Annotated in this window: 23 protein-coding genes and 1 tRNA gene; 15 read left to right on the forward strand and 9 right to left on the reverse strand. The window is 66.2% G+C overall.

Annotated features, from left to right (window positions below; all coding sequences use genetic code 11):
* Positions 1-5 precede the first annotated feature (5 nt).
* Complete coding sequence (locus tag BLT71_RS09095; protein ID WP_091719411.1) at positions 6-668, forward strand: NUDIX domain-containing protein; 663 nt, start codon at positions 6-8, stop codon at positions 666-668.
* Between the two features lie 23 nt (positions 669-691).
* Positions 692-1,735: a site-specific tyrosine recombinase XerD gene (xerD, locus tag BLT71_RS09100; protein ID WP_390896729.1), complete on the forward strand. Its 1,044-nt coding sequence runs from the start codon at positions 692-694 to the stop codon at positions 1,733-1,735.
* Positions 1,736-1,808: 73 nt separating this feature from the next.
* Here xerD and BLT71_RS09105 read toward each other — a convergent pair whose 3' ends face one another.
* Positions 1,809-2,510 carry a hypothetical protein gene (locus tag BLT71_RS09105; RefSeq protein WP_091719413.1) on the reverse strand — a complete coding sequence of 234 codons (702 nt, stop codon included), beginning with the start codon at positions 2,508-2,510 and terminating at the stop codon, positions 1,809-1,811.
* Between the two features lie 91 nt (positions 2,511-2,601).
* On the opposite strand from BLT71_RS09105, the gene BLT71_RS09110 reads away from it, so the two are divergent.
* Positions 2,602-3,084, forward strand: a complete 483-nt coding sequence (locus BLT71_RS09110) for an 8-oxo-dGTP diphosphatase (RefSeq protein WP_091719415.1) — start codon at positions 2,602-2,604, stop codon at positions 3,082-3,084.
* A 93-nt stretch (positions 3,085-3,177) separates the two neighbouring features.
* Here the strand turns inward: BLT71_RS09110 and BLT71_RS09115 are convergent, their stop codons facing one another.
* Genes BLT71_RS09115 through BLT71_RS09130 form a run of 4 tightly spaced genes read right to left on the reverse strand, consistent with a single transcriptional unit; the run spans position 3,178 to position 7,427 of the window.
* Positions 3,178-4,317 (reverse strand): bifunctional 2-methylcitrate synthase/citrate synthase, encoded by a 1,140-nt coding sequence (locus BLT71_RS09115; protein WP_091719416.1) that lies wholly within the window; start codon positions 4,315-4,317, stop codon positions 3,178-3,180.
* Between the two features lie 35 nt (positions 4,318-4,352).
* On the reverse strand, positions 4,353-5,258 hold the full coding sequence (prpB, locus tag BLT71_RS09120; RefSeq protein ID WP_091719418.1) for a methylisocitrate lyase: 906 nt from the start codon (positions 5,256-5,258) through the stop codon (positions 4,353-4,355).
* Positions 5,258-6,778, reverse strand: coding sequence for an MmgE/PrpD family protein (locus tag BLT71_RS09125; protein ID WP_091719420.1), 1,521 nt, complete (start codon positions 6,776-6,778; stop codon positions 5,258-5,260). Before BLT71_RS09125 ends, prpB begins: the two co-directional genes overlap by 1 nt.
* Positions 6,771-7,427 (reverse strand): GntR family transcriptional regulator, encoded by a 657-nt coding sequence (locus tag BLT71_RS09130; protein WP_091719422.1) that lies wholly within the window; start codon positions 7,425-7,427, stop codon positions 6,771-6,773. Before BLT71_RS09130 ends, BLT71_RS09125 begins: the two co-directional genes overlap by 8 nt.
* A gap of 174 nt (positions 7,428-7,601) precedes the next feature.
* Here BLT71_RS09130 and BLT71_RS09135 point away from each other — a divergent pair, with 174 nt between their 5' ends.
* Positions 7,602-9,512, forward strand: coding sequence for an AMP-binding protein (locus tag BLT71_RS09135; RefSeq protein ID WP_091719424.1), 1,911 nt, complete (start codon positions 7,602-7,604; stop codon positions 9,510-9,512).
* An 11-nt stretch (positions 9,513-9,523) separates the two neighbouring features.
* Here BLT71_RS09135 and BLT71_RS09140 read toward each other — a convergent pair whose 3' ends face one another.
* Together BLT71_RS09140 and BLT71_RS09145 are read right to left on the reverse strand one after the other, a co-directional pair.
* Positions 9,524-10,237, reverse strand: coding sequence for a response regulator (locus BLT71_RS09140; RefSeq protein ID WP_091719426.1), 714 nt, complete (start codon positions 10,235-10,237; stop codon positions 9,524-9,526).
* 3 nt (positions 10,238-10,240) lie between these two features.
* Positions 10,241-11,944, reverse strand: a complete 1,704-nt coding sequence (locus tag BLT71_RS09145) for a sensor histidine kinase (protein WP_091723933.1) — start codon at positions 11,942-11,944, stop codon at positions 10,241-10,243.
* Between the two features lie 181 nt (positions 11,945-12,125).
* On the opposite strand from BLT71_RS09145, the gene BLT71_RS09150 reads away from it, so the two are divergent.
* The 10 genes from BLT71_RS09150 (at position 12,126) to BLT71_RS09195 (ending at position 21,728) form a co-directional block, all read left to right on the forward strand.
* Positions 12,126-13,469, forward strand: a complete 1,344-nt coding sequence (locus BLT71_RS09150) for a cation:dicarboxylate symporter family transporter (protein ID WP_091719428.1) — start codon at positions 12,126-12,128, stop codon at positions 13,467-13,469.
* 221 nt (positions 13,470-13,690) lie between these two features.
* Positions 13,691-14,590 carry a ParA family protein gene (locus BLT71_RS09155; RefSeq protein ID WP_045732436.1) on the forward strand — a complete coding sequence of 300 codons (900 nt, stop codon included), beginning with the start codon at positions 13,691-13,693 and terminating at the stop codon, positions 14,588-14,590.
* Between the two features lie 7 nt (positions 14,591-14,597).
* Positions 14,598-15,410, forward strand: coding sequence for a segregation and condensation protein A (locus BLT71_RS09160; RefSeq protein WP_091719430.1), 813 nt, complete (start codon positions 14,598-14,600; stop codon positions 15,408-15,410).
* The gene (scpB, locus tag BLT71_RS09165; RefSeq protein ID WP_091719432.1) at positions 15,407-16,072 is read left to right on the forward strand and encodes an SMC-Scp complex subunit ScpB; all 666 of its coding nucleotides are present in this window, start codon (positions 15,407-15,409) and stop codon (positions 16,070-16,072) included. The genes BLT71_RS09160 and scpB overlap by 4 nt, the downstream gene beginning before the upstream one ends.
* Positions 16,073-16,185: 113 nt before the next feature.
* Positions 16,186-17,394, forward strand: a complete 1,209-nt coding sequence (locus BLT71_RS09170; RefSeq protein WP_091719434.1) for a pseudouridine synthase — start codon at positions 16,186-16,188, stop codon at positions 17,392-17,394.
* Between the two features lie 3 nt (positions 17,395-17,397).
* The gene (locus BLT71_RS09175; protein ID WP_091719436.1) at positions 17,398-18,507 is read left to right on the forward strand and encodes a prephenate dehydrogenase; all 1,110 of its coding nucleotides are present in this window, start codon (positions 17,398-17,400) and stop codon (positions 18,505-18,507) included.
* Positions 18,507-19,220, forward strand: coding sequence for a (d)CMP kinase (cmk, locus tag BLT71_RS09180; RefSeq protein WP_091719438.1), 714 nt, complete (start codon positions 18,507-18,509; stop codon positions 19,218-19,220). Before BLT71_RS09175 ends, cmk begins: the two co-directional genes overlap by 1 nt.
* Before the next feature lie 31 nt (positions 19,221-19,251).
* Complete coding sequence (locus BLT71_RS09185) at positions 19,252-19,932, forward strand: lysophospholipid acyltransferase family protein (RefSeq protein WP_091723935.1); 681 nt, start codon at positions 19,252-19,254, stop codon at positions 19,930-19,932.
* 10 nt (positions 19,933-19,942) lie between these two features.
* Entirely contained in the window at positions 19,943-21,493 is a 1,551-nt protein-coding gene (der, locus tag BLT71_RS09190; RefSeq protein WP_091719440.1) for a ribosome biogenesis GTPase Der, read from the forward strand.
* 158 nt (positions 21,494-21,651) lie between these two features.
* Positions 21,652-21,728: transfer RNA gene (locus tag BLT71_RS09195), tRNA-Pro, on the forward strand.
* A gap of 82 nt (positions 21,729-21,810) precedes the next feature.
* On the opposite strand, the gene BLT71_RS09200 is transcribed toward BLT71_RS09195, so the two are convergent.
* Together BLT71_RS09200 and BLT71_RS09205 are read right to left on the reverse strand one after the other, a co-directional pair.
* Positions 21,811-22,101, reverse strand: coding sequence for a hypothetical protein (locus tag BLT71_RS09200; protein ID WP_157693444.1), 291 nt, complete (start codon positions 22,099-22,101; stop codon positions 21,811-21,813).
* 583 nt (positions 22,102-22,684) lie between these two features.
* The gene (locus BLT71_RS09205) at positions 22,685-23,554 is read right to left on the reverse strand and encodes an Fpg/Nei family DNA glycosylase (protein ID WP_091719443.1); all 870 of its coding nucleotides are present in this window, start codon (positions 23,552-23,554) and stop codon (positions 22,685-22,687) included.
* 163 nt (positions 23,555-23,717) lie between these two features.
* Here BLT71_RS09205 and gcvH point away from each other — a divergent pair, with 163 nt between their 5' ends.
* Positions 23,718-24,104, forward strand: a complete 387-nt coding sequence (gcvH, locus tag BLT71_RS09210) for a glycine cleavage system protein GcvH (protein ID WP_015936750.1) — start codon at positions 23,718-23,720, stop codon at positions 24,102-24,104.
* Positions 24,105-24,131: the final 27 nt, after the last annotated feature.

Below are 24,131 nucleotides of genomic sequence, written 5' to 3' on the forward strand. Positions count from 1 at the left end.
GCGTGATGCCCGGTACACCTGAAACCACCCCTGCAGCCAGGCAGGTTTCGGATGCACCGAGTCCACGCCGTCTTTTGTCGTCTGAGAAGGTTTACGAGGGCCGGATCTGGGACGTCGTCAGCGACACCTTCCAGCTTCAGGACAGCGGTGACGCCCTCACCCGCGACTACATCGACCACCCCGGTGCCGTCGCTGTCCTGCCTATGAACGAGCAGGGCGAAATCCTGCTGCTCAAGCAGTACCGGCACCCCGTGGGAATGGACCTGTGGGAAGTCCCGGCAGGCCTGCTGGACGTTGAAGGCGAAGACTTTGTGGTGGGCGCCGCCCGCGAGCTCGCCGAGGAAGCGGACCTCGCCGCGGCCACCTGGAACGTCCTGGCAGACGTCTTCAACTCGCCCGGATCTTCCAGCGAGGCCATCCGCATCTACCTGGCCCGGGACCTCACCGAGGTACCGCATGCCGAGCGGCACGAGCGGACGGACGAGGAAGCCGAGATCGAATTCCACTGGATCAGCCTGGACGAGGCCGTCGCGTCCGTCCTGGCCGGCCGGCTGCACAACCCGTCGGCCGTCGTCGGGATCCTCGCAGCAGCGGCCGCCCGGGTCGACGGGTACGCCAGGCTCCGCCCGGCCGACGCAGCCTGGCCCGCCCACCCCAGCCAGCGCTGATGGGTCCGGGTCCGTCCGCCGGGATGGCACCGCCGGCGGAAACCACGCTGACCGAAACACCGGGTTCCGAAGCGCCGGAACCCGAAGCGGCTCCTAGAGCGGAATCCGGGAAAGCTGCCGCAGCACCCACCAGGATTGACCGCGGGGTTACCGACTACCTGCAGCACATGGGAGTTGAACGCGGCCTGGCAGCCAACACCCTGGCCGCCTACCGCAGGGACCTTGCCCGCTACTCCCGCTACCTGGCCGGCGCCGGCTGCCGGCAGCCCGGGGACATTACCCGGCACCACGTGACGGGTTTCGTGCGCGCCCTCTCGGACGGGTCCGACGGCGGTTCGGCCCTCGGAGTGCGGTCCGCCGCACGGACAGTGGTGGCCGTCCGGGGCCTGCATAAGTTCTGGGCCCTGGAAGGGCATACGGCGTCGGACCCGGCCAGCGAGGTCCACCCGCCCATGGCCGGCAAGCGGCTGCCCAAGGCCATCACCGTGGACGAGGTCACCAGAATCCTGGAGGCCGCAGGAACCGACACCGCCACGGGCCTACGGGACCGGGCACTGCTGGAGTTCCTTTACTCCACGGGGGCCAGGATCAGCGAAGCCGTGGGGCTGGACGTTGACGATATTTCGCTGGCGGGCGACGACACGGAACAGGGACCGGCCATTGTCCGGCTTTTCGGAAAGGGCTCCAAGGAGCGGCTGGTGCCCCTGGGATCGTACGGCGCCAGGGCCCTGGAAGCGTACCTTGTTCGTGGCCGGCCGCTGCTGGCCGCCAAGGGCAAGGGGACGCCGGCGCTGTTCCTCAACGCCCGCGGCGGCAGGATCAGCCGCCAGAGCGCCTGGACCATCCTGAAGGTGGCCGCCGAAAAGGCCAACATCACCCGCGACGTCTCCCCGCACACACTCCGGCACTCCTTTGCCACCCACCTCCTCGAAGGCGGCGCGGACGTGCGGGTGGTCCAGGAGCTCCTGGGCCACGCTTCGGTGACCACCACGCAGGTGTACACGCTGGTGACAGCAGATACGCTCCGCGAGGTCTACGCGGCCGCACACCCCCGGGCCCTGGGCTGATGCACCCGCCGCACTGACTACCGCGGTGCGGAGCGGGCCATGTCCCGGCTGGAACTCTCCGGCGGGAACCGGTTCATTCCATCACGTTGAGCGTGAGTTCCACGGCGCCGAGGAACAGGGCCAAAATGGAGGTGCCCAGCCCGGCCACCAGGAGCAGGCCCGGGTGGGCGAGGCCCACCACCACCCGTCGGGCACGGGGCGATCCCCTCAGGAACTTCTTGGGAAGCCGAGTGCCTTCGGGTGACTGGCGCCAGCCACGGAGGCGGCGTAGGAACCAGGCACACCTGATGATCAGGGCCATCCACAGGACAGTGACCACCAGCGGGACAGCAGCTACCAGGAGGTTGAGGCCCAGGGACGTGACGGCACGCTCCGAGTCCCCGGCCAGCGCCTGCACGGTGGTGGAAATCGATGCGCTGGCCACTACCGAGACGCCCCACACCAGGAACGCGGCGGTCAGTGCCAGGAACCGGACAAAGAAGTGCGAGAGCACGGACTCCTTGGCCGGACGGAGGTAGCGGCGCGGGGTGGCGTTCAGTACCGCCACCGTGCAGCCCAGGGTGGGCAGGGCCGCCATCCCCACGAAGACGTACCAGGTCCAGCCTGCGAGGTCCACGAATTCGTCGGCAACGATCAGCAGCGCCCACGAACCGGTCCACAGCCAGCCGGCATACAGCGGATTCCGGACCACCCACTCGGGTAACCGGACACCGCTTCCGTGCAGGGTGCGGGCCTTGCGGGCGGGGGCGGGATGTTCCTCTCCGGCCATGCTCATGGGCCTCACTGTAGCAACGCCCCGGCCGCCATGCGGGGGCAGTCCACGTGCCGCGGGCTGCCCTCACTGAAGGCCCCGCTAGGCTGGGAAAATGACCGCAGCCGATGTGACCCTCTGCTTCCTGCTCCGCGACGGTGCCGACGGCCCGCAAGTGCTCCTGGGCCTGAAGCAGACCGGTTTCGGCAGGGGCAAGATGGTGGGCATCGGCGGGCACGTTGAGGCGGGGGAGACCAGCGTGCAGGCCGTGATCCGGGAAGTCCAGGAGGAAACCGGCGTGGTGCTGCAGCAGGGGGACCTCACGGATGCGGGAGCCGTGCACTTCGTGTTTCCCGCCAGGCCGGAGTGGGACATGAAAACCACCCTTTTCACCGCCCGTACCTGGACCGGTGACCCGCAGCCCAGCGACGAGATCCTGCCAGAGTGGTTCCGGGTGGATACCCTTCCGGTGGACCGGATGTGGCAGGACGCTGACCACTGGCTGCCCGTGGTGCTCGAAGGCGGCACGGTCAACGTCGTGGTCACCATGGACGCGGACAACGAATCCGTCGCGTCCTCCCGCAGCGTCCTTCCCTAGGCTGCAGGCCTTCCCAAAACTTCCAGGCCGTTAACGCCCGACGGCGGTGCGGCACCCGGGTGCCGCACCGCCGTCGTACGTCCCGCCGAAAGGCTAGGGCAGGTGCCGTTCCTCGGCGCCGTTGTACTCGCTCAGCGGGCGGATCAGCGAGTTCGAATCCAGCTGCTCCATGATGTGTGCTGTCCAGCCGGTGATGCGGCTGGCCACGAACAAGGGAGTGAACGTCGGCGTATCGAAGCCCATCAGGTGGTAGGTGGGCCCGGCCGGGTAGTCGAGGTTCGGCTTGATGGCCTTGGCCTCATCCATCGCCGTTTCCAACCCGTTGTACAGCCCCAGCAGTTCGGGCCTGCCGTAGTGGGCAATCATCTTGTCCAGGGCGGCCTTCATGGTGGGCACCCGGGAGTCGCCGTGCTTGTAGACGCGGTGGCCGAAGCCCATGACTTTCTTCTTGTTTGCCAGGGCATCCTCCATCCAGGCCTTCGCCCGGGCTGCCGCCTCGTCGAGGGACTCCTCCTGCCGGATGCCGATCTCGTCGAAGGTGTGCATCACGGCCTCGTTCGCCCCGCCGTGCAGCGGACCTTTCAGGGCCCCGATCGCTCCTGTGACCGCCGAGTGCAGGTCGGACAGCGTGGAGGTGATGACGCGTGCGGTGAAGGTGGAGGCGTTGAAGGAGTGCTCGGCGTAGAGAATCATCGAGACGTTGAACGCCTCCACAACCTCGGGCACCTGTTCCTCGCCGAAGGTCATCCACAGGAAATTCGCCGAATACCCCAGGTCCTCACGCGGTTCCACCAGGTCCTGGCCGTGGCGGCGGCGCTGGTCGTAGGCCACTACCGCCGGCATGGCGGCGAATAGGTCCACGGCTTTGGCCATGTTGGCCTCGCGCGACGAGTCCTCCGCCAGCGGGTGGCGGGCCCCCATCACGGAGGCCGCTGTCCTGCAGACATCCATCGGGTGGGACGTGGCCGGCAACGCGTCGATGACCTGCTTGACTACCGGGTCAAGCGCCCGCCCGGCACGCTCCCGTGCCGTGAACTCCGCCAGCTGCCCTTCGTCAGGCAGTTCACCGTTCCACAGCAGGTAGGCCACTTCCTCGAAGCTGCACCTGGCGGCCAGTTCCTGGACGGGGTAGCCGCGGTACAGCAGGGAGTTCGTGTCCGGGTTGACCTTGGAGACCGCGGTGTAGTCCACCACGACGCCGGCCAGGCCCTTTTTGATATCTTCAGCAGCCATATTGAACTCCTTCGTTCTTGCGGGGATCCCGGGTCCTACCGGACGCCGGGAATCTGGAAGTTGAAAACGCCGGTATCGAAGCGGTTGTACGCCTCGTAGTCCACGAGGTCATAGAGGCGCGCACGGGTGAGCATGTTCTCCACCTGTGCTTCCTGTGATCCTGTTGCCTTGATCGTTTCCAGCGTACGCTCTGCAGCTCCCATGGCAATGCGCAGCAGGGTGACCGGGTAGATCACCATGTTCACGCCCACCGACTGCAACTGCTCCACCGTAAACAGGTCGCTCTTTCCGAACTCGGTCATGTTGGCGAGGATCGGCACATCCACGGCGTCCCGGATGGCCTGGAACTCGGACAGGTCCTTCATGGCCTCCGGGAAGATCGCGTCGGCACCGGCCTCCACCAGGGCGCGGGCGCGGTCCTGGGCAGCTGCGAGCCCTTCCACCGCACGGATATCGGTGCGGGCCATGATAAGGAAATTGGGGTCGCGCCGGGCATCGGCGGCGGCCCGGATGCGTTTGGCGGCGGTGTCCAGGTCCACCACGTTCTTGCCATCCAGGTGGCCGCACCTTTTGGGATTGAACTGGTCTTCGATGTGGCAGCCTGCCAGGCCGGCGTTTTCGAGTTCCTGGATGCTGCGCGCAACGTTCATGGGTTCGCCGAAGCCTGTGTCAGCGTCCACAATGGCGGGCAGGTCGGTCATGCGGGCGATCTGCCCCGCGCGGGTTGCCACTTCTGTCAGGGTGGTCAGCCCGATGTCCGGCAGGCCAAGGTCGTTGGCCAGGACGGCGCCGGAGATGTAGACGCCCGCGAAGCCCTTTTCCTCAATCAGCCGTGCGGACAGTGGGTTAAACGCTCCCGGGAACTGCTGGATGGTGCCGGAGGCGAGCATCCCACGCAGTGCGGCCCGCTTCTGTTCCGGGGTGGTCTTCGAATACAGCATCAGAACAGTCCCTTCGGTGCCGCGCCCAGTTCGATGACGCCGGGGGCGGCGGTGATGTTCAGCTGGTCCAGCTCGCCGGCGGCGAGTTCCGGGAGGCGTTCGACGGCGGCGAGGAACCTTTCGATCTCGGCCTGCTCCACGAGCCCGGCCGCGAGGGTGCGGAACTTGTTGACGTACTGTTCGCGGGCGAACGGCCGTGCACCCAGCGGGTGGGCGTCTGCCACGGCAATCTGGTCCGTGATGACGGTGCCGTCGGTGAGGGTGATTTCCACGGAACCGCCGAAGGCTTTCTCGGCGATGTCCAGGGAGTGGTAGCGGCGGGTCCATTCGGGGTCTTCGACGGTGGTGACCTTGTGCCACAGTTCCACGGTGTCCGGCCGTGCAGCGCGCTCGGGGGCGTACGAATTCACGTGGTGCCAGGCGCCATCCTGGAGCGCGACGGTGAAGATGTACGGGATGGAGTGGTCCAGGGTTTCCCGGGACGCGGTAGGGGAGTACTTCTGGGGGTCGTTCGCGCCGGAGCCGATCACATAGTGGGTGTGGTGGCTGGTCTTGATCAGCACCGAGGCCACATTGGCGGGGTTGGTGGTTTCCGGGTGCTCGCGGTGGAGCTTGCGGGCGAGGTCGATCCACGCCTGGGCCTGGTATTCAGCCGAGTGCTCCTTGGTGTAGGTATCCAGGATGGCGCGCTTGGCCTCACCCGGGGTGGGCAGGGGTACCTCGTAGGAGGCGTCCGGACCGTCCAGCATCCAGGCGATCACGCCGTCTTCGCCTTCGTAGATCGGCACCGGGGAGGTCTGTCCGCGCATGGCACGGTCTGCCGCCTCGACTGCCATTTTCCCGGCAAATGCGGGTGCATGGGCTTTCCAGGTGGAGATCTCGCCCTTGCGGGATTGGCGGGTGGCGGTGGTGGTGTGCAGTGCCTGGCCTACGGACTGGAAGATGGTTTCGACGTCGAGGCCCAGAAGGGTGCCGATGCCGGCCGCCGCCGAGGGGCCGAGGTGGGCCACATGGTCGATCTTGTGCTTGTGGAGGCAGATTGCCTTCACCAGGTTCACCTGGATCTCGTAGCCGGTGGCGATGCCGCGGATCAGGTCGGCGCCGCTGGAACCCGTGTGCTGCGCGACGGCCAGGATGGGCGGGATGTTGTCACCGGGGTGGGAGTAGTCCGCGGCCAGGAACGTGTCGTGGTAATCGAGTTCGCGGACGGCCACGCCGTTGGCCCACGCAGCCCACTCGGGCGAGACGCGCTCGCCGATGCCAAACACCTTGGCACCCTTGCCGCCGGTGCTTGGCGCATGGGTGAGGGCCTGCGCGCGGGCGGCGACGATCGGCGCCCGGTTCAGCGACGCGATGGCCACTGACGCGTTATCGATGATGCGGTTGATGACCATTTCGGTCACCTCCGGCACCACCTCCACGGGATCGGCGGCCACGGCGGCGATCTTGTGGGCCAGTTGCTCTTCCCGGGCCAGGTTTTCTTCGCTCTTGTAGACGCGGACGTGGTGCTGCTTAACCATGGTTCTCCCTGTGATGAGGTGTGTGCGTATTTTTGACGTGCGTCAGGCTGCGGTGGAGATGGAGGGTGGTGGCTGCTTCAGCCAGGCGGGGGTTGCGGGAAGCGATGGCTTCCGCGATGGCAGCATGTTCAGCCGCTGCTGCGGTGAGCCGCTCCGCGTCGTCGGCAGCGAGCCTGCGGACCCGGACCAGATGCACCCGGAGGGCCCGCATGGCCTGGATGAGGTAGGCATTGGCCACTGCATCATCGATGGCGGCGTCGAGGCGCCCGGCCAGGCCGTAATACTCGTGCCGTCCCGGGTCGCTGCCGTCAATGAGCGCCGGCGCCTCAAGGAGCTCCTTCTGCAGCTGGAGGAAGACGGCGGCATCTCCGCGTTCTGCCGCCAACGCGGCAGCCCTGCATTCCAGCGTTTCGCGGAGTTCGAACAGTTCGTCGATGTCGTCGAGCGAAACGTCGGTGACGACGACGCCGCGGCCGCCTGCCGTCGTCAGCCCTTCCGCGGTAAGCCGGCCCAGCGCCTCCCGTAGAGGCGTGCGCGAGACGCCGAGGCGTTCGGACTGTTCCACTTCGCCCAGGACCGTGCCGGGAAGCAGCCGCCATTCCGTGATGTCGTCCCGGAGGGCGGCGTAGGCCCTGTCGCTGGCGCGCATCGGTAACTCCTTCGGTAACTGAACTCCTTCAGTGTATACACCGTTGCCTGAAAATCCAGCAGAACCCGAGATATTGTCCCGAAAAGAGCAACTGTTGTATACATAACCCTTGTTTGAAGGCTGTTCCTTGGCTAGCATTGCCGCAACACAACGTCGTGGACGGGATGCACTTTCATGCTTGACAGCTATCGGGAAACATACGAAAAGAGCCTCGCTGAGCCAGCCGCTTTTTGGCTTGGCGCCGCTGCAAGGGTGGGCTGGTCCACGCCGCCCCGGCAGGCACTGGACGCGAGCCGGGCACCGCTGTACGGCTGGTTCCCGGACGGCATCCTGAACACCTCGTACAACGCGCTGGACCGCCACGTGGAGGCCGGCCGGGGGAGCCAGGACGCCCTGATCTACGATTCGGCAATGCTCGGCACCCAACGCCGCTTCACCTATGCGGAGCTGACCGGGCTCGTGGCGGACTTCGCCGGCGTCCTGCGGGACCGGGGTGTCGGCAAGGGCGACCGCGTGGTGATCTACATGCCGATGATTCCGGAGGCCGTCATCGCCATGCTTGCCTCCGCCCGCCTCGGCGCCGTCCACTCTGTCGTCTTTGGCGGATTCGCGCCCAAGGAACTCGCAGCCCGGATCCGTGACGCACAGCCGGTGCTGGTGGTAACGGCTTCCGGCGGACTGGAGCCGGCGCGCAGGATCGAGTACCTGCCCGCCGTGGCGGAGGCGCTCGCCCTGGCCGGCGTGCCCGGCCTTCCCGTGATCACCAAAGCCAGGGAGGGCTTCGCCGCGTCAGCCGCTGACTATGGGTGGCTGGACTGGGATGCGGAGGTAGCCGGCGCCACGCCTGCTGGGCCCGTTGACGTGGCGGCCACCGATCCCCTGTACATCCTTTACACCTCCGGCACTACCGGGACGCCCAAGGGCGTGGTGCGCGATAACGGCGGGCACGCCGTCGCGCTGGACTGGACGCTCAGGAACATCTACGGCGCCGGGCCGGGCGACATCATGTGGACCGCGTCGGACGTTGGCTGGGTGGTGGGGCACTCCTACATCGTGTACGGACCGCTGCTGGCAGGGGCCACCAGCGTGCTGTACGAGGGAAAACCGGTGGGAACCCCTGATGCCGGAGCCTTCTGGCGGGTGGTCCGGGACCATCGGGTCAACGTCCTGTTCACCGCCCCTACTGCGTTGCGTGCCATCAGGAAGGCAGACCCCGGGGCAACGCTGCTGCGGGACTACGACATTTCCAGCCTGCGGACCCTGTTCACGGCGGGGGAGCGGCTGGATACCGACACCTTCCATTGGGCTTCCCGGTCCCTGGGGGTCCCGGTGGTGGACCACTGGTGGCAAACGGAAACAGGATGGGCCATCTGCGCCAACCCCCGCGGGCTGGAGGAACTGCCCATCAAGGCAGGTTCTCCCAGCGTCCCGATGCCCGGCTTCCGGCTGGCGATCGTTGATGGACTGGGAGAGGAAGTGGAGCCGGACGTTGAAGGAAACATCGTGCTGGGGCTGCCGTTGCCGCCCGGGACGCTGACCACCCTCTGGGGAAACGACGAACGCTTCGTCTCGTCCTACCTGCAGGCCTTCGAGGGCTGTTACGCCACCGGCGACTCCGGCTTCCGGGACGGCGACGGCTACGTCTTCGTCATGGGACGGACGGACGACATCATCAACGTCGCCGGCCACCGCCTCTCCACCGGAGCGATGGAGCAGGTGATCGGCCAGCACCCCGCCGTGGCTGAGTGCGCCGTCATCGGCCTTGCTGATCCGCTCAAGGGCCAGCGCCCCAGCGGGTATGTGGTCCTCAAATCCGGCGTCGACGTTCAGGACGACGTATTGGCCGCCGAACTGGTGGCCATGGTCCGGCGCGACATCGGGGCTGTCGCGGACTTTAAGCACGTCACCGTGGTGGATGCGCTGCCCAAGACGCGGTCAGGGAAGATCCTCCGCAAGACGATGCGGCAGATTGCCGACGGCGTGGACTACACCGTGCCGTCCACCATCGAGGACGTTGGGGTCATCGAGCAGCTCATCGGAACACTGCGGCCGGAAACCCCGGGACAAGGACCACTGCAGCCCTGACCTGGACCTTCTCAGCGTCCGCTCCAGCGGTACTCGTTCTCCGGACGCCCCGGGGTTCCGTACCTGGCCGTCCGCTGCACCGTTCCGGCGTCGGCCAGGTACTCAAGGTAGCGGCGCGCCGTGACGCGGGACATCCCCAGCGCATCCATGACCTCTGTGGCGGACACGGCATTCTGCTGTGCCTTGAGGAAGTCCTTGACGGAGTCCAGCGTGGAGGTGGACAGCCCCTTGGGCAGCGGAAGCTCGGAAGGCGCCCGCAGGCTTGCGAAGGCCTGGTCCACTTCACTCTGGGAGGCTCCGGCCTTTCCTGCCGCGCCCGTGCCGTCCGCCAGTTGCTGCCGGAACTGGCGGTAACTCTCAAGCTTGTCCGAGAACGTGGCGAAGGTGAACGGCTTGATGAGGTACTGCACCACGCCGATGGCTACGGCGCTGCGCACGACGGCGAGCTCCCGGACGGCGGTGATCGCGATGATGTCCGCGAGCAGGCCGGCCGCACGCATGCGGCGGGCAATGTCCAGCCCATGCAGGTCCGGGAGGTTCATATCCAGCAGGACGAGTTCCACGGGACTGCCGGATGCCGCGAACTCGCCCAGCAGCCGCAGCGCCGATTGCCCGTCGGGCGCCGTGCCCGCCAATTCAAAGCCCGGCAGCCGTCCAACGTAGGCCGCGTGGGCGGCCGAGGCGATGGCTTCGTCCTCAACGACGAGGACGCGAATGTTGCTCACGCTTTATGCTCCCTTTCCGGCAGCGTCTGTCCCGGCAGCAGTTCCGGTATCCCTGTTCCGCGCACCGGGTGAATTCTCCGGCACGGCCGCCTCCGGCGCCACCGCCGCCGGCAGGAACACCTCGAATTTGGCACCCCGGCGCCCGTTGATGACCAGCGAGCCGCCCAGGCGCTGCACAGCCTGGCGGACCAAAGCCAGGCCTATGCCGCGCCCGCCCGGGCCGGCGGGTTTGGTGCTGAAACCATGCCGGAACATGTTCTCTGCAGACGCCGGATCGATGCCGGCCCCCGAGTCGTGGACGGCGATATCCAGCCCCTCAACGTCCGACTCTACCGTCAGCTCCACCCGGCGCGGCGGGGGAGCGTCGGCCGCGGCGTCGATGGCGTTGTCCAGCAGGTTGCCGAGGACCGTGACCAGGTCCTGCACCGCGATCCCTGCCGACGTGCCGGATCCGAGGGCGGTGACTTCCAGGTGCACCCCGCGTTCGTGCGCTTCGGCCGCCTTGCCCATCACCAAGGCGCCAAGGACCGGTTCGTCCACCGAACTGACCATGTCGTCGGTCAGTTGCTGGCTCAACTCCAGGTCCTTCGTGGCGAAATCCAGTGCTTCCTGGGTCCGTCCCAATTCCAGCAGAGACACCATGGTGTGCAGCCTGTTGGCATGCTCATGGGTTTGTGCCCGCAGGGCATCGGAAAGGGTGCGCATGGTTTCCAGCTCATTGCCCAGCGCCTCGATCTCCGTCCGGTCGCGGAGGGTGGCCACCGTACCGTACACGGGTGTCCTGCCCCGGGGTCCGAAGGGTTCCGGCCCCTTGGCCGGGCCCTGGTTGACTACCAGGACCCGTGATCCGGTAAGGACAATCTCGTCATTGGCAGGGCGCCCGGACTCGAAAAGGTTGCGGAGTCCCTCGTCGAGTGGAAGGTCTGACAGCGACGGCGGCCGGGTGGGGTCGCTGCTGCCGGTCTGGGCAAGGCCGAGCAGCTCTGCAGCCTGGTCGTTGTACATCACCACCCGTCCCCGGGTGTCGATCAGGATCAGGCCCTCGCGGACAGAGTGAAGTACGGATTCGTAGTAGGCGAACAGCTGGGAGAGCTGCTCGGGCCCCCACCCGCGGGTGACCCGCCGGAGGTACCGGCCCAGAAGCCACGAGGCCAGCGAGCCACCCACCAGCAACGCGAGGCCGATGGCGGCCAGGGCCGGAAGGCGCGCCGCGAAGGCGACGTCGACGGTGCCCACCGTCACCCCGGCGGCCACAAGGGCGCGGACCGTGCCGGCGTCGTCCTTCACCGGAACTATGGTGCGCACGGAGGGGCCCAGGGTGCCGGAGGTGACCTCGGTGAAGGTCTCACCCCGCAGCGCCGCATCGATGGACCCGATGTAGGGCTTGCCCAGCTCCTCGTTCCGCGGGTGGGTCCAGCGGGTCCGGTCCGGGGCCATGATGGTGATGAAATCGACGTGGGCTTCCTCCATGACGTCGAGGGCATAGGGCTGCAGGATCGACGACGGGTCCCGGGTCCCGGCGGCCTGCAGCACCAGCGGGTTGGACGCGATCGAAGTGGCGATGCCGGTCATCCGCAGGCCCGCTTCGCTGTACGTCCGGTCCCGGGCGTCCACGTAGGCCGCCGTTCCCACCACGGCGATGAAGGACACCACAATCAACAGGTTCGCCACAAAGAGCCGGCGGGCGATACTCCAGCGGTGGATCATCAGTACCTTTCCCTCCGTCTCCGGGCGCCTGGCTGGGTCACCCAGCACCTGCGCCGCGACCAATATGAACGCAACGGTGAGCTGGATCACGGTGTGGCCAATGATGGATATCACACCGCAGGACGTGTGAGCCCAGTGACTGTGCCGCAGCGTCTATCAGATTATCCAAAGGAGACACATCATGGCTTCTCAACGGGGAGAGTCCCTGAACACCGCGGCGCCGCGGCGCAAGGGCCTGGACAAATCGCATTACCTCTACATCGCCGTTATTGCCGCCGTTATCCTGGGCGCCGTCGTCGGCCTGCTGTTCCCCGAAGTGGGCAAATCCCTCAAGCCGCTGGGCGACGGGTTCATCAAGCTCATCAAGATGATGATCGCGCCCATCATCTTCTGCACCATCGTCCTGGGCATCGGCTCCATCGCCAAAGCCGCCACCGTCGGCAAGGTGGGCGGCCTGGCGCTTGCGTACTTCGTGGTCATGTCCACCTTCGCCCTGGCCATCGGCCTGGTGGTGGGCAACCTGATCCACCCGGGTGAGGGACTCAAGCTCACGCCGTACGATCCCAACAAGAAGGCCGCCACGGACAGCACCGTGGACTTCCTGCTGGGGATCATTCCCAGTGACGTCCCCGTGCTTCCCACCCTCCTCGCAGCCATCCTCGTTGGCTTCGCGCTGCAGAAGATGGGCCCGCAGGGCGCTCCCATCCTCAAGGCCATCGGCCACGGCCAGGCGCTCGTCTTCCGTATCCTGATCATGATCATGTGGCTGGCTCCCGTCGGCGCCTTTGGTGCCATCGCCGCCGTGGTTGGTGCGACCGGCTTCCAGGCGATCGTGAGCATGTTCACCTTGATGATCGCCTTCTACATCACCTGCGCACTGTTCATCGTGGTAATCCTCGGCGGTATCCTGCAGGTTGTGTCCGGCGTCAACATCTTCAAGCTGATGAAGTACCTGGCTCGCGAATACCTCCTGATCTTCTCCACGTCCTCCTCCGAGGCAGCGCTGCCCCGCCTCATCGCCAAGATGGAACACCTGGGCGTCTCCAAGCCCGTCGTCGGCGTCACGGTACCCACGGGCTACTCCTTCAACCTTGACGGCACGGCCATCTACCTGACCATGGCTTCACTCTTCGTCGCCAATGCCATGGGGACCCCGCTGGATCTCGGCGCCCAGATCTCGCTGCTGATCTTCATGATCATTGCCTCCAAGGGTGCTGCCGGCGTCACCGGCGCCGGCCTGGCAACGCTCGCAGCAGGCCTGCAGGCCCACAAGCCCGAACTGCTAGGCGGCGTGGGCATGATCGTTGGCATCGACCGGTTCATGTCCGAAGCCCGCGCCCTGACCAACTTCACCGGCAACGCCGTGGCCACCATCCTGATCGGCACCTGGGTCAAGGAAATCGACGGCGGACAGGTCACCCGGGTCCTCTCCGGCGAGCTGCCCTTCGACGAGCAGACCATGATCGCCGGGCACGGCGAGCTTGCGCCGAAGGAAGAAGGCGCGAAGGCTGCCGCCAGCGCCTAACCCCGCCTTGCAGTCAAACGGCCCCCGGAGCACGCTCCGGGGGCCGTTTCGCGTATCAGAAGCCTCAACCTTCGACCTCAACTAGAGGGTCAAGGCTCAACATTCGAAGAAAGTCAAGTTACCCGGAATGCCGTGTCGGCGGCTGTAGCCTTGGAGGGAAGGAACGGCGCTGGGGATCCAGCGGCAAGCAAGTCACCGTCATCGAAAGTGTGGACAGATACGTGAGCAGCGAACAGGGTGCGGCAACTCTGGAAGGCACGGAATTCGACCTCGACAACGCGGTGATGGGCCCTACGGGTCGCCCATTGCGTGAGTTCCCCGAACCCGCGCCGCTGCCCTCCCATGGGCCCGCGCGCGTCATCGCCATGGTCAACCAAAAAGGCGGAGTGGGGAAGACCACGTCCACGATCAACCTCGCGGCAGCCCTCGCCGAATACGGGCGGCGCGTCCTGCTGGTGGACTTCGACCCCCAGGGTGCGCTGTCGGCCGGCCTGGGCGTCAACCCCCACGAACTGGACCTCACGGTCTACAACGTCCTGATGGACCGCAAGGTGGACATCCGCGAAGCCATCCACCACACCGGCGTGGAGAACGTCGACCTGCTGCCTGCCAACATCGACCTCTCCGCTGCCGAAGTGCAGCTGGTCAACGAGGTAGCCCGCGAACAGGTCCTGGACCGTGCGCTGAAGAAGGTCGAAGACGATTACGACGTCGTCCTCATCGACTGCCAGCCGTCCCTCGGCCTGCTGACCGTCAACGCCCTCACCGCCGCCCACGGCGTCATCATCCCGCTGATCTGCGAATTCTTCGCCCTGCGCGCGGTAGCACTGCTGGTTGAAACCATCGACAAGGTCCAGGACCGGCTCAACCCGCGCCTTCAGGTTGATGGCGTGCTGGCCACCATGTATGACGCCCGCACCCTGCACAGCCGGGAAGTCATCACCCGCCTGGTGGAAGCTTTCGGGGACAAGGTTTTCGAAACGGTCATCAAGCGCTCCATCAAGTTCGCGGACGCCACGGTGGCCGCAGAGCCCATCACCAGCTATGCCGGCACCCACGTGGGAGCGGACGCCTACCGCCGCCTCGCCAAGGAGCTCATTTCGCGCGGCGGCGCACCCTAGCCACGCCGTGGCCGAATCCAAACCCGGCTTTGAGGTGCGGCTGGCCAACTTCACCGGCCCGTTCGACCTCCTTCTCGGACTCATCGCCAAGCACCAGCTCGACATCACCGAAGTTGCCATTGCGACAGTCACCGATGAGTTCATCAAGTACATCCGCAAGCTGCAGGAACTTGGCCAGGACTGGGCGCTGGACGAGGCCAGTGAGTTCCTGGTCATCGCAGCCACACTGCTGGACCTGAAGGCGGCCCGGCTGCTGCCCGCCGGCGAGGTGGAGAGCGACGAAGACATCGCCCTCCTGGAGGCCAGGGACCTCCTTTTTGCCCGCCTGCTGCAGTACAAGGCCTTCAAGCAGGTGGCAGGGCTCCTGGGCGGCACCCTGCACGAGGAAGGCCGGCGGTTTCCCCGCCAGGTGGCCCTCGAGGAGCATTTCGCAGCGATGCTTCCCGAGCTTGTGTGGAAGCACACCCCGGAGCAGTTCGCCGCCCTCGCCGCAGCCGCCCTTCGGCCCAAGGCGCCGAAGCCAACCGAGGTTGGCCTGGGGCACCTGCATGGCGGCACTGTCAGCGTCAAGGAACAGGCGGAGATCCTGGGTATCCGACTGCAGCATGAATCACCCCTGACCTTCAGGGCACTGACCGCAGACGCCGACTCGACGCTGGTGGTGGTGGCACGGTTCCTGGCCCTCCTGGAGCTGTACCGGGACAGGGCCGTGGCCTTCGACCAGCTGTCACCGCTCGCGGACCTGGCTATCCACTGGACGGCAGGGGAGCGCGACTGGTCGGCGGAAAACCTGAGCGAAGAATATGAGGAACAACCGTGAACACCGCTGACAGCGCCGAGGGCCATGACGATGCCCGAGCCAGCCTCCGCGACCTGCCCGGTGGCGCCAAAGCCGCGCTTGAAGCCGTGCTCATGGTGGTTGACCAGCCGGCCACCGAAGATGAACTGGCGGCCGGGCTGGAACTGACGCTGGGGGAGGTCCGGGAGTTGCTGGCGGATCTTCAGGCTGATTACAACGGGTATACTGTTAACGCCCCGGATGAGGAACAGGCCAGTTCAACTGGCTTTGGCTCCAGCCCCCGGGGTTTTGAATTGCGGAACATCGCCGGTGGCTGGCGGATCTACTCCCGCCCGGACTTCGCCGACATCGTCGGGAAGTATGTGCTCGAGGGGCAGACTGCCAGGCTCACGCAGGCGGCATTGGAAACGCTGGCGGTCATCGCTTACCGGCAGCCCGTTTCCCGGGCTCGGGTGTCTGCAATTCGCGGGGTCAATGTTGACTCTGTCGTACGGACACTTGCCCAACGCGGGCTGATTGAGGACGCGGGAACGGATCCCGAGTCCGGGGCCATCCTTTACCGGACCACCTCCTACTTCCTTGAACGGATGGGAATCAGCTCTGTGGCCGGGCTTCCGCAGCTTTCCCCGCACCTCCCGGGGCTGGAAGGCATCGCGGAGTTCTACGACGCCGACAGAATGTAGGTCCGGAAAATCCGGCCTGCAGATGAATATCCACCAGGGCAGATAATTTCTGCCCGGCTGGCTAGGGTTGTCCGTGGACAGCTTTTGCAGGCCAAAACAGCAGAGGACGGGTCATGACACAGGCGGGACGCCAGGGTTCACCACGTAACAGCTCCGGACGCGGCGGCGCGGACCGGAACAAGCCGCAGGGCAACACCCCCCGCAGGGGGACAGCCGGCGGAGGATTCGGCGGAGGTTCCGCCGGCGGCCAGCGCGGCCAGGGCTTCGGCAGCGACCGGCCGCAGCGCGCCCCCAAACCGCGCGAAGAACGGTTCATCGACCCGGATTTGGCCGGCTCCCAGCAAGGTGGCGCGCCGGAGCGGTCCAGCAAGCCTTCTTCCCGGAAGCCTGCCGCCCGCAAGCCGGGCGCAAAGAAAGCTCCGGGAACCCCGGGTGCCGTGAAGCCCAAGCCCCGCACGGGTGCTCCCGGCGCAGCGGCCTCCCGCGCCTTCGGCAGCGAACGCTTCGGGCAGAACCTCGGGCCGGTCCGGAAGCCGGGCCGCAAGAAGCGCCCCCGCACCGACGTTCCCCAGTCTGAGCTGCACGACGCCGACGGCGTACGCCTGCAAAAAGTCATGGCCTCCGCTGGAGTTGCGTCCAGGCGCGTCTGCGAAGAGATGATCGCTGAAGGCCGGGTTGAGGTGGACGGCCAGGTAGTAACCGAGCTTGGGGTGCGCATCGATCCCACCACGGCGGTCATCCACGTGGACGGTCTCCGCATCCAGCTGGACGAAAACCTCGTCTACATGGTGTTCAACAAGCCCAAGGGCGTTGTGTCCACCATGGAGGATCCCGATGGCCGGCCGTGCATCAGCGACTTCCTCAAGAGCAACAAGAACACCGGTGAGCGGTTGTTCCATGTGGGCCGCCTCGACGTCGCCACCGAGGGGCTGCTGCTCCTCACGAACGACGGCGAACTGGCCAACCGCCTCACCCACCCTTCCTACGAAGTCCCCAAGACCTACCTGGTCCAGGTGCGGGGCCCGTTCCCGCAGGGAATCGGCGCGCAGCTGAAGGCCGGCGTGGAACTCGAAGACGGGCCGGCAGCCGTTGACTCCTTCCGCCTGGTGGACTCCACCCCCGGGCACGTGCTGATCGAAGTGGTACTGCACTCCGGCAAGAACCGCATCGTCCGCCGCATGTTCGATGCCGTTGGTTTCCCCGTCCAGCGGCTGGTCCGCGTCAAGGTGGGACCCATCGGTTTGGGCGACCAGCGCCAGGGCAGCATCCGCAACCTCGGCAAGCAGGAAGTCGGCCACCTGCTGGCGTCCGTAGGACTCTGAGGCATGTCCGCGTTCAAGAGCCACGGCCGCGGGCATTTGGACGGGCCCGTCGTCGTGATCGGCACCGGGCTGCTGGGGACGAGTATCGGCCTGGGCTTGAGGGGCCGCGGCGTCCCCGTCTTCCTGTCCGACCCGTCGCCCACCAACCAGGCGGTGGCTGTTGACATCGGCGCCGGCCGGCCCCTCGCGGAGCTGGCCGGTGCAGCACCGCAGCTGGTAGTGGTGGCGGCGCCGCCGGACGTCACGGCCGAGGTGGTCACCACCGCGCTGTCCGATTACCCGGACGCCGTGGTGGTGGACATCGCCAGCGTTAAGGCAGGCATCCTGTCGAGCCTTCGGAGCAGCGGCACGGACCTGGCCCGTTATGTGGGAACGCACCCCATGGCCGGACGCGAAAAGTCCGGACCGGTTGCGGCCCGCGGTGAGCTTTTCACGTCCATGCCGTGGGTGGTGTGCCCCTCGGAGGAGACCTCCGCAGCAGCCCTCCAGATTGCGCGCTCGCTTGCAACGGACCTGGGCGCCGTCGTTTCACAGTTCACCCCGGACGAGCACGACGAAGCCGTAGCGCTTGTTTCGCACCTGCCCCAGGTGATGTCCTCCTTGCTGGCCAGCCGGCTGCAGGGGACACCGCTGCATGCGTTGTCCCTCGCGGGGAACGGGCTGCGCGACGTCACCAGGATCGCTGCCAGCGATCCCACCCTGTGGGTGCAGATTTTGGGCGGTAACGCCGGCAAGGTAGTGGACATCCTCTACGGCGTCCGGGAAGACCTGAACCGCCTGATCGGAACGCTGGAAAACCCCACCGCGCCCGGGGCGAGGCTGGACCTCGCCCAGCTGATGAGCGAGGGCAATGCCGGCCAGGCCCGGATCCCCGGCAAGCATGGCGGCCCGCCGCAGGCGTATTCCTGGCTTACCGTGCTGGTGGACGACCGGCCCGGCCAGATCGCGCAGCTGCTCACCGAGATCGGTGAGATCGGCGTGAACCTGGAAGACCTGCGGCTTGACCATTCCTCCGGACAGAACGTCGGTATGGTGGAAATATCCGTGCTGCCCAATAAGCATGACCACCTGATCGAAGCCCTCAACGACCGCGGATGGCGGGTACTTCAGTAATGACACAAGAACTCCTAGAATCCGTGCGCGCCCTGCGCATCGGCCGGCCGCTCGTTGTTGCCATCGACGGCCCCTCCGGTTCCGGCAAATCCAGCGTCAGCAAGGAAGTGGCCCGGAGGCTGCGGATTGCCTACCTGGATACCGGCGCGATGTACCGGGCCCTCACCTGGCACTGCGTCACCACCGGCATAGACCTGGAGGACGCCGCAGCCGTGGAACAGGCCTCGCGGGACCTGGTGCTGGAAGTCAGCACCAGCCCCAACGAGGAATATGTCAGGGTGGACGGCGTGGACGTCACGGACGCCATCCGCGAGCCCGCCATTTCCTCCGCCGTCAGCGCGGTGGCCACCACCTTGGGTGCACGGACCGAACTGATCCGCCGCCAGCGCGACCTGATCGAAAAGCACCACCGCCGCATGGTGGTGGAGGGCCGGGACATCACCACCGTCGTCGCCCCCGGAGCTGAGGTGCGCATGCTCCTGACTGCCAGTGAGGAAGCACGGCTGCGCCGGCGCGGCCTCCAGCTCGGCGGCACGCAGAACGCCGCGGAACTGGCAGCCCAGGTCACACACCGCGACGCCAAGGACTCAGCGGTGGTGAACTTCACCCAGGCTGCTTCCGGCGTGGTGACGCTGGACTCCTCGGACCTGGACTTTGAGCAGACCGTGGATGCCGCACTGGTGATTGTCACCAAGGTCCTCAACCGTGACTGAGGGCACCGCCGGGGCACCCGCGGGCTGGACCATGGCCTGGAGCAGGCCTGTCGGCTGGATCCTTGACCATCTCGTCTACCGCACCACCGTCACCGGCCGGGACAACGTCCCCACCGGCGGCCCGGTAATCTTTGCCGGCAACCACATCAGCTACCTGGACGGACCGGTCATGTTCGGGGCCGCGCCGCGGCCCATGCACATCCTGGTCAAGCAGGAGATGTTCAAGGGATTCCTTGGCCGGGTCCTCAACGCCTCCGGGCAATTGCCGGTGGACCGGCGCGGCGACCGTGCCGCGCTGCAACGGTGCAAGGACGTGCTCGACGCCGGGCGTTGCGTCGGGATCCTGCCCGAAGGTACACGGGGGAGCGGGGACGCCGCGGGGATCAGCGGCGGCGTTGCCTGGCTTGCCCTCAATTCCGGCGCACCCGTGGTGCCGGTGGCCATCCTGGGCACGCGTGTTGGCGGGGAACACCTCGACTCCGTGCCCCGGCCGGGCCGCCGGTTCCATGTGGCCTTCGGCCCCGCCCTGACCCTGACCCGCAGGGCAGGGGAAACAGGCCGTGCTTCAATGGACAGGGCGGCGCAGGAAATCCGCGCAGCGCTGGCCGGGCACGTCCGCGACGCCATTCAGCTCAGTGGGCAGCCGTTGCCGTTCGCTGATGCTCCCCAAGACTTAACAGCAGTAGCCGGGACGCCGGCAGATGACCACTAAGGACAGTGCAATGAGCGACACCACGCAGACATCCGGGCATTCCGGCTCCGCCGAGTACGAGTACACGCCTTCCGGCGCAGACCAGGTGGCCGAGCGGCTTGCGGCGATCGGCGACGACGAAGCCGAACTCCGTGCTGCCTCCCTCCGGGCAGGCCTGGAGGATTACGAGCTGGACGAGGAAGATGCCGCCCTCCTAAGCGGCGAATACGGCGACGATGACCTGGACGGTCCCGTCAAGCTGGATCCTGTCCTGGCCATCATCGGCCGGCCCAATGTGGGCAAGTCCACGCTGGTGAACCGCATCCTCGGCCGCCGCGAAGCAGTGGTGGAGGATACCCCCGGTGTCACCCGCGACCGCGTCATGTACTCGGCAAGCTGGAACGGCCGCAACTTCACCCTGGTGGACACGGGCGGGTGGGAACACGACGCCCGTGGCATCCACGCCCGGGTTGCCGAGCAGGCCGAGATGGCCGTGGAACTCGCCGACGCCGTCCTCTTCGTGGTCGACTCCGCCGTCGGCGCCACCGCCACGGATGAAGGCGTCATGAAGATGCTCCGCCGCAGCAAGAAGCCGGTCATCATGGTGGCCAACAAGGTGGACGACTTCGCCCAGGAAGCCGACAGCGCCGCATTGTGGGGCCTTGGCTTCGGCGAGCCGTACCCGGTCTCCGCCCTGCACGGCCGCGGCGTGGCTGACCTCCTGGACCACGTCATGGATGTCCTGCCCGAGTTTTCCACCGTTGAAGGCGTGGAGCGCTCAGGCGGCCCCCGCCGCATCGCGCTGATTGGCCGCCCCAACGTGGGCAAGTCCTCGCTGTTGAATAAGCTTGCGGGAACCGAGCGCGTGGTGGTGGACAACACCGCCGGCACTACCAGGGACCCCGTGGACGAGTTCATTGAACTTGGCGACCGCACCTGGCGCTTCGTGGACACTGCAGGTATCCGCCGCCGCCAGCACATGGCGCAGGGAGCTGACTACTACGCCTCGCTGCGGACGCAGGCCGCCCTTGAGAAGGCGGAGGTCGCCGTCGTGCTCCTCGCCGTAGACGAGGTCCTCAGCGAACAGGACGTGCGTATCCTTCAGCTGGCCATCGAGTCGGGCCGCGCCCTGGTGCTGGCTTTCAACAAGTGGGACCTGCTCGACGACGAACGCCGCACTTACCTGGAACGTGAGATCGAACAGGACCTGGCCCACGTGGCCTGGGCGCCGCGCGTGAACATCTCGGCCCTGACCGGCTGGCACAAGGACCGCTTGGTCCCTGCCCTGGACCTCGCCCTGGAGAACTGGGACAGGCGCATCCCCACCGGCCGCCTGAACGCCTTCCTCGGCGAACTGGTAGCTGCCCACCCGCACCCCGTCAGGGGCGGCAAGCAGCCGCGCATCCTCTTTGGTACCCAGGCCTCCAGCCGGCCGCCGAAGTTCGTACTCTTCACCACCGGCTTCCTCGATCCCGGGTACCGCCGGTTCATCACGCGCCGGCTTCGGGAAACCTTCGGCTTCGAAGGCACGCCCATCGAGGTCAACATGCGCGTCCGCGAAAAGCGCGGCAAGAAGCGCTAGGACGGGTGTTGACTCCGACACGTCCGGGCCCGATTCCCGGAAAGTGTCATCCACACCCCTTTCGATCGTGTAAGCTCTTCTAGGTGGTTCGGCCGGACTGCTGATGGAAATCTTCGGAGGAATCCGGGATGACCTGCAGCGGAGAACGGCGGAACCAGCGGGCTGTAGCGCAGCTTGGTAGCGCACTTGACTGGGGGTCAAGGGGTCGCAGGTTCAAATCCTGTCAGCCCGACCACGAAGGGCCGCTTTCCGGAATGACTCCGGAAAGCGGCCCTTTTGCTTTAACGCCCGCAAGCGTTATTTGATGCCCCGGTGGATCAGTACCGCACGCGGATCACGTAGCAATTCCTCCTGTTGTCATACCTGTCGCCCCACTCAAACCAGTGGTTGCCGCGGCGGTCGAAACAGATGAAGAGGTACCGGTGATCGCGGTGGTCGCGGTCACGGTCGCTGCGGTCGCGCTGGTCTTTGTCGTACGTCCTGGAATAGGACGAGTTGTGGTCGCTGACCTTGTCGTTGCTGTTGGCGAAAGCGGCAGTTGCCGAGCCGCCGAGCGTGAGTCCTGCCACCAGGACAGTCGAACTCAAAAAACGTGCTGTTCTCTTCATGACATTTACCTCAGGTGATCGAATGGATCGATACCCCGCAGGAGCAGGCAAGCAGGCAGAATGGGCAGGCACGGGCCGTCATATGGGCACGGTCCACGTCGTTGTCGACTCGCCTGTCTGCGGTTGTCACTCAAGCCTGCCGCGTGAGTAGCTTGGGCTTGAGGGTGCGGGCGCCGGCCCAGCGCGTGAACCTGTTTCCCCCGGTTCACGGTCGAGGGGCGCTTCAGTGATGACTGAACACATGCAAAAGGCCCAGAGGGGCACTTTGTGTGGGGAGTGAGCGCCTGTGTCTGGACCCTCATGTAACCAGTTTCCGTCCGCCAGGATATGAGCATTCGGGGGACGTGACATCAAGGATACTAAGGTGTTTCCGGCGTGGGAAGGGACTTCCTTCTCTTACCTGCGATTCCCTGCAAACATAGGGGGAGTGAGGCGTTTCCAGCGTCTCTCCGGGAACCTGCGCGGCCGTCGACCGCCTACCCGCGGGTAGCAAGCCGCCGCCCGGCACCGCAGCCCCGAATTGGCACGCGGCCCCGGGCGCTGCCCAGCCGCCGCGAACGTCGCTTCTTCCCTCGTGGGCCGGCTATTTCAGGAACTTGGATGTCCGCCGGTCAGCAAGGATCTTGCCCTTGGTCTGGCAGGTGGGGCAGTACTGGAGCGCTGTGTCGGCGAAGGACACCTCCCGCACGGTGTCCCCGCAGACCGGGCACGGCAACCCCGTGCGCGCGTGGACGCGCATATGGCTGCGCTTGACGTCCTTCAAATCCTTCGGAGGCTTGCCCTGGGCTTCGGCCAGTGCTTCGCCCAGAATGCCGTGGATGGCCTCGTACAGCACCTGGACTGTTTCCCGGTCCAGGGATTTGGCGGTGGCAAACGGGGAAATGCGGGCCGCATGCAGGATTTCGTCGCTGTAGGCGTTCCCAATGCCGGCGATGACGCTCTGGCTGCGCAGGAGGCCCTTGATCTGCTGGGAACTGGCCCCGAGGATCCCGGCCAGCATGCCGGCGTCGAACGTCTCCGTGAACGGATCCGGACCCAGCGCGGCGATCCCGGGCACGTCCTGCGGATCCCGCACCACGTACACCGCAAGGCTCTTCTTGGTGCCGGCCTCCGTGAGGTCGAACCCGCGCGGCCCGTCCGGTGCGGAGAAAGCACAGCGGACAGCAATCAGCCCTTTGCCCATTTTCAACTGGCTGTCCGCGGGGGAGTCCGTGAAGCGGAGCCAACCGGCGCGGGCCAGGTGGAACACCAGGGACATGCCATCGGTGTCGATGCTGATGAACTTTCCAAAGCGGCGGACTCCGGCCACGATGCGGCCCTCAATCGCGTTGAAGGGAGGATCCGCCGTCTTGAGCACCGCGAAGGAGACAACCTGCAGTTTGGTCAGGACGGCGCCACGCAGCTGTCCGTCCAGGAAGGTGGCCAGGCCAGCCACCTCGGGAAGCTCCGGCATGGTTACCCGCCCTCTCCGCGCAGTCCGGCGCAACGAAGCGCGCTCATGCGTCCCATCTTCGCAGACACCCCCGTGAACGCCCCGGCAGATATGCCTATACTTTCAGCGGCGGCTCGTTTCCGCGCCTCCTGACCTTGGTGTCCAGCCCTACGAAAGGCCCCCAATGAGCAACATTCCCGAAGACCTGTCCTACACCGCCGAGCACGAGTGGGTCACTGCCCCCAACGCTGACGGCGTGGTCCGCGTGGGCATCACCGACTTTGCCCAGGACGCCCTTGGGGATGTTGTGTACGCGCAGATGCCCGAAGTGGGTACAAAGGTTACGGCCAACGAAGTGGTGGGCGAAGTCGAATCCACCAAGAGCGTCAGCGACATCTACGCGCCGGTTTCGGGCGAAATTGTGGCCCGCAACGAGTCACTGGACTCCGATTCCGCACTCATCAACACTGATCCGTACGGCGACGGCTGGCTGATCGAGGTCAAACTCGCCGAAGCAGACGCTGTTGACTCGTTGCTCAGTGCATCCGAGTACGAACAGCAGGTAGGCTAAAGCTAACCGGTAAATCCGGTCCGGCCC

The organism is Pseudarthrobacter equi (assembly GCF_900105535.1).
GTDB lineage: Bacteria > Actinomycetota > Actinomycetes > Actinomycetales > Micrococcaceae > Arthrobacter > Arthrobacter equi.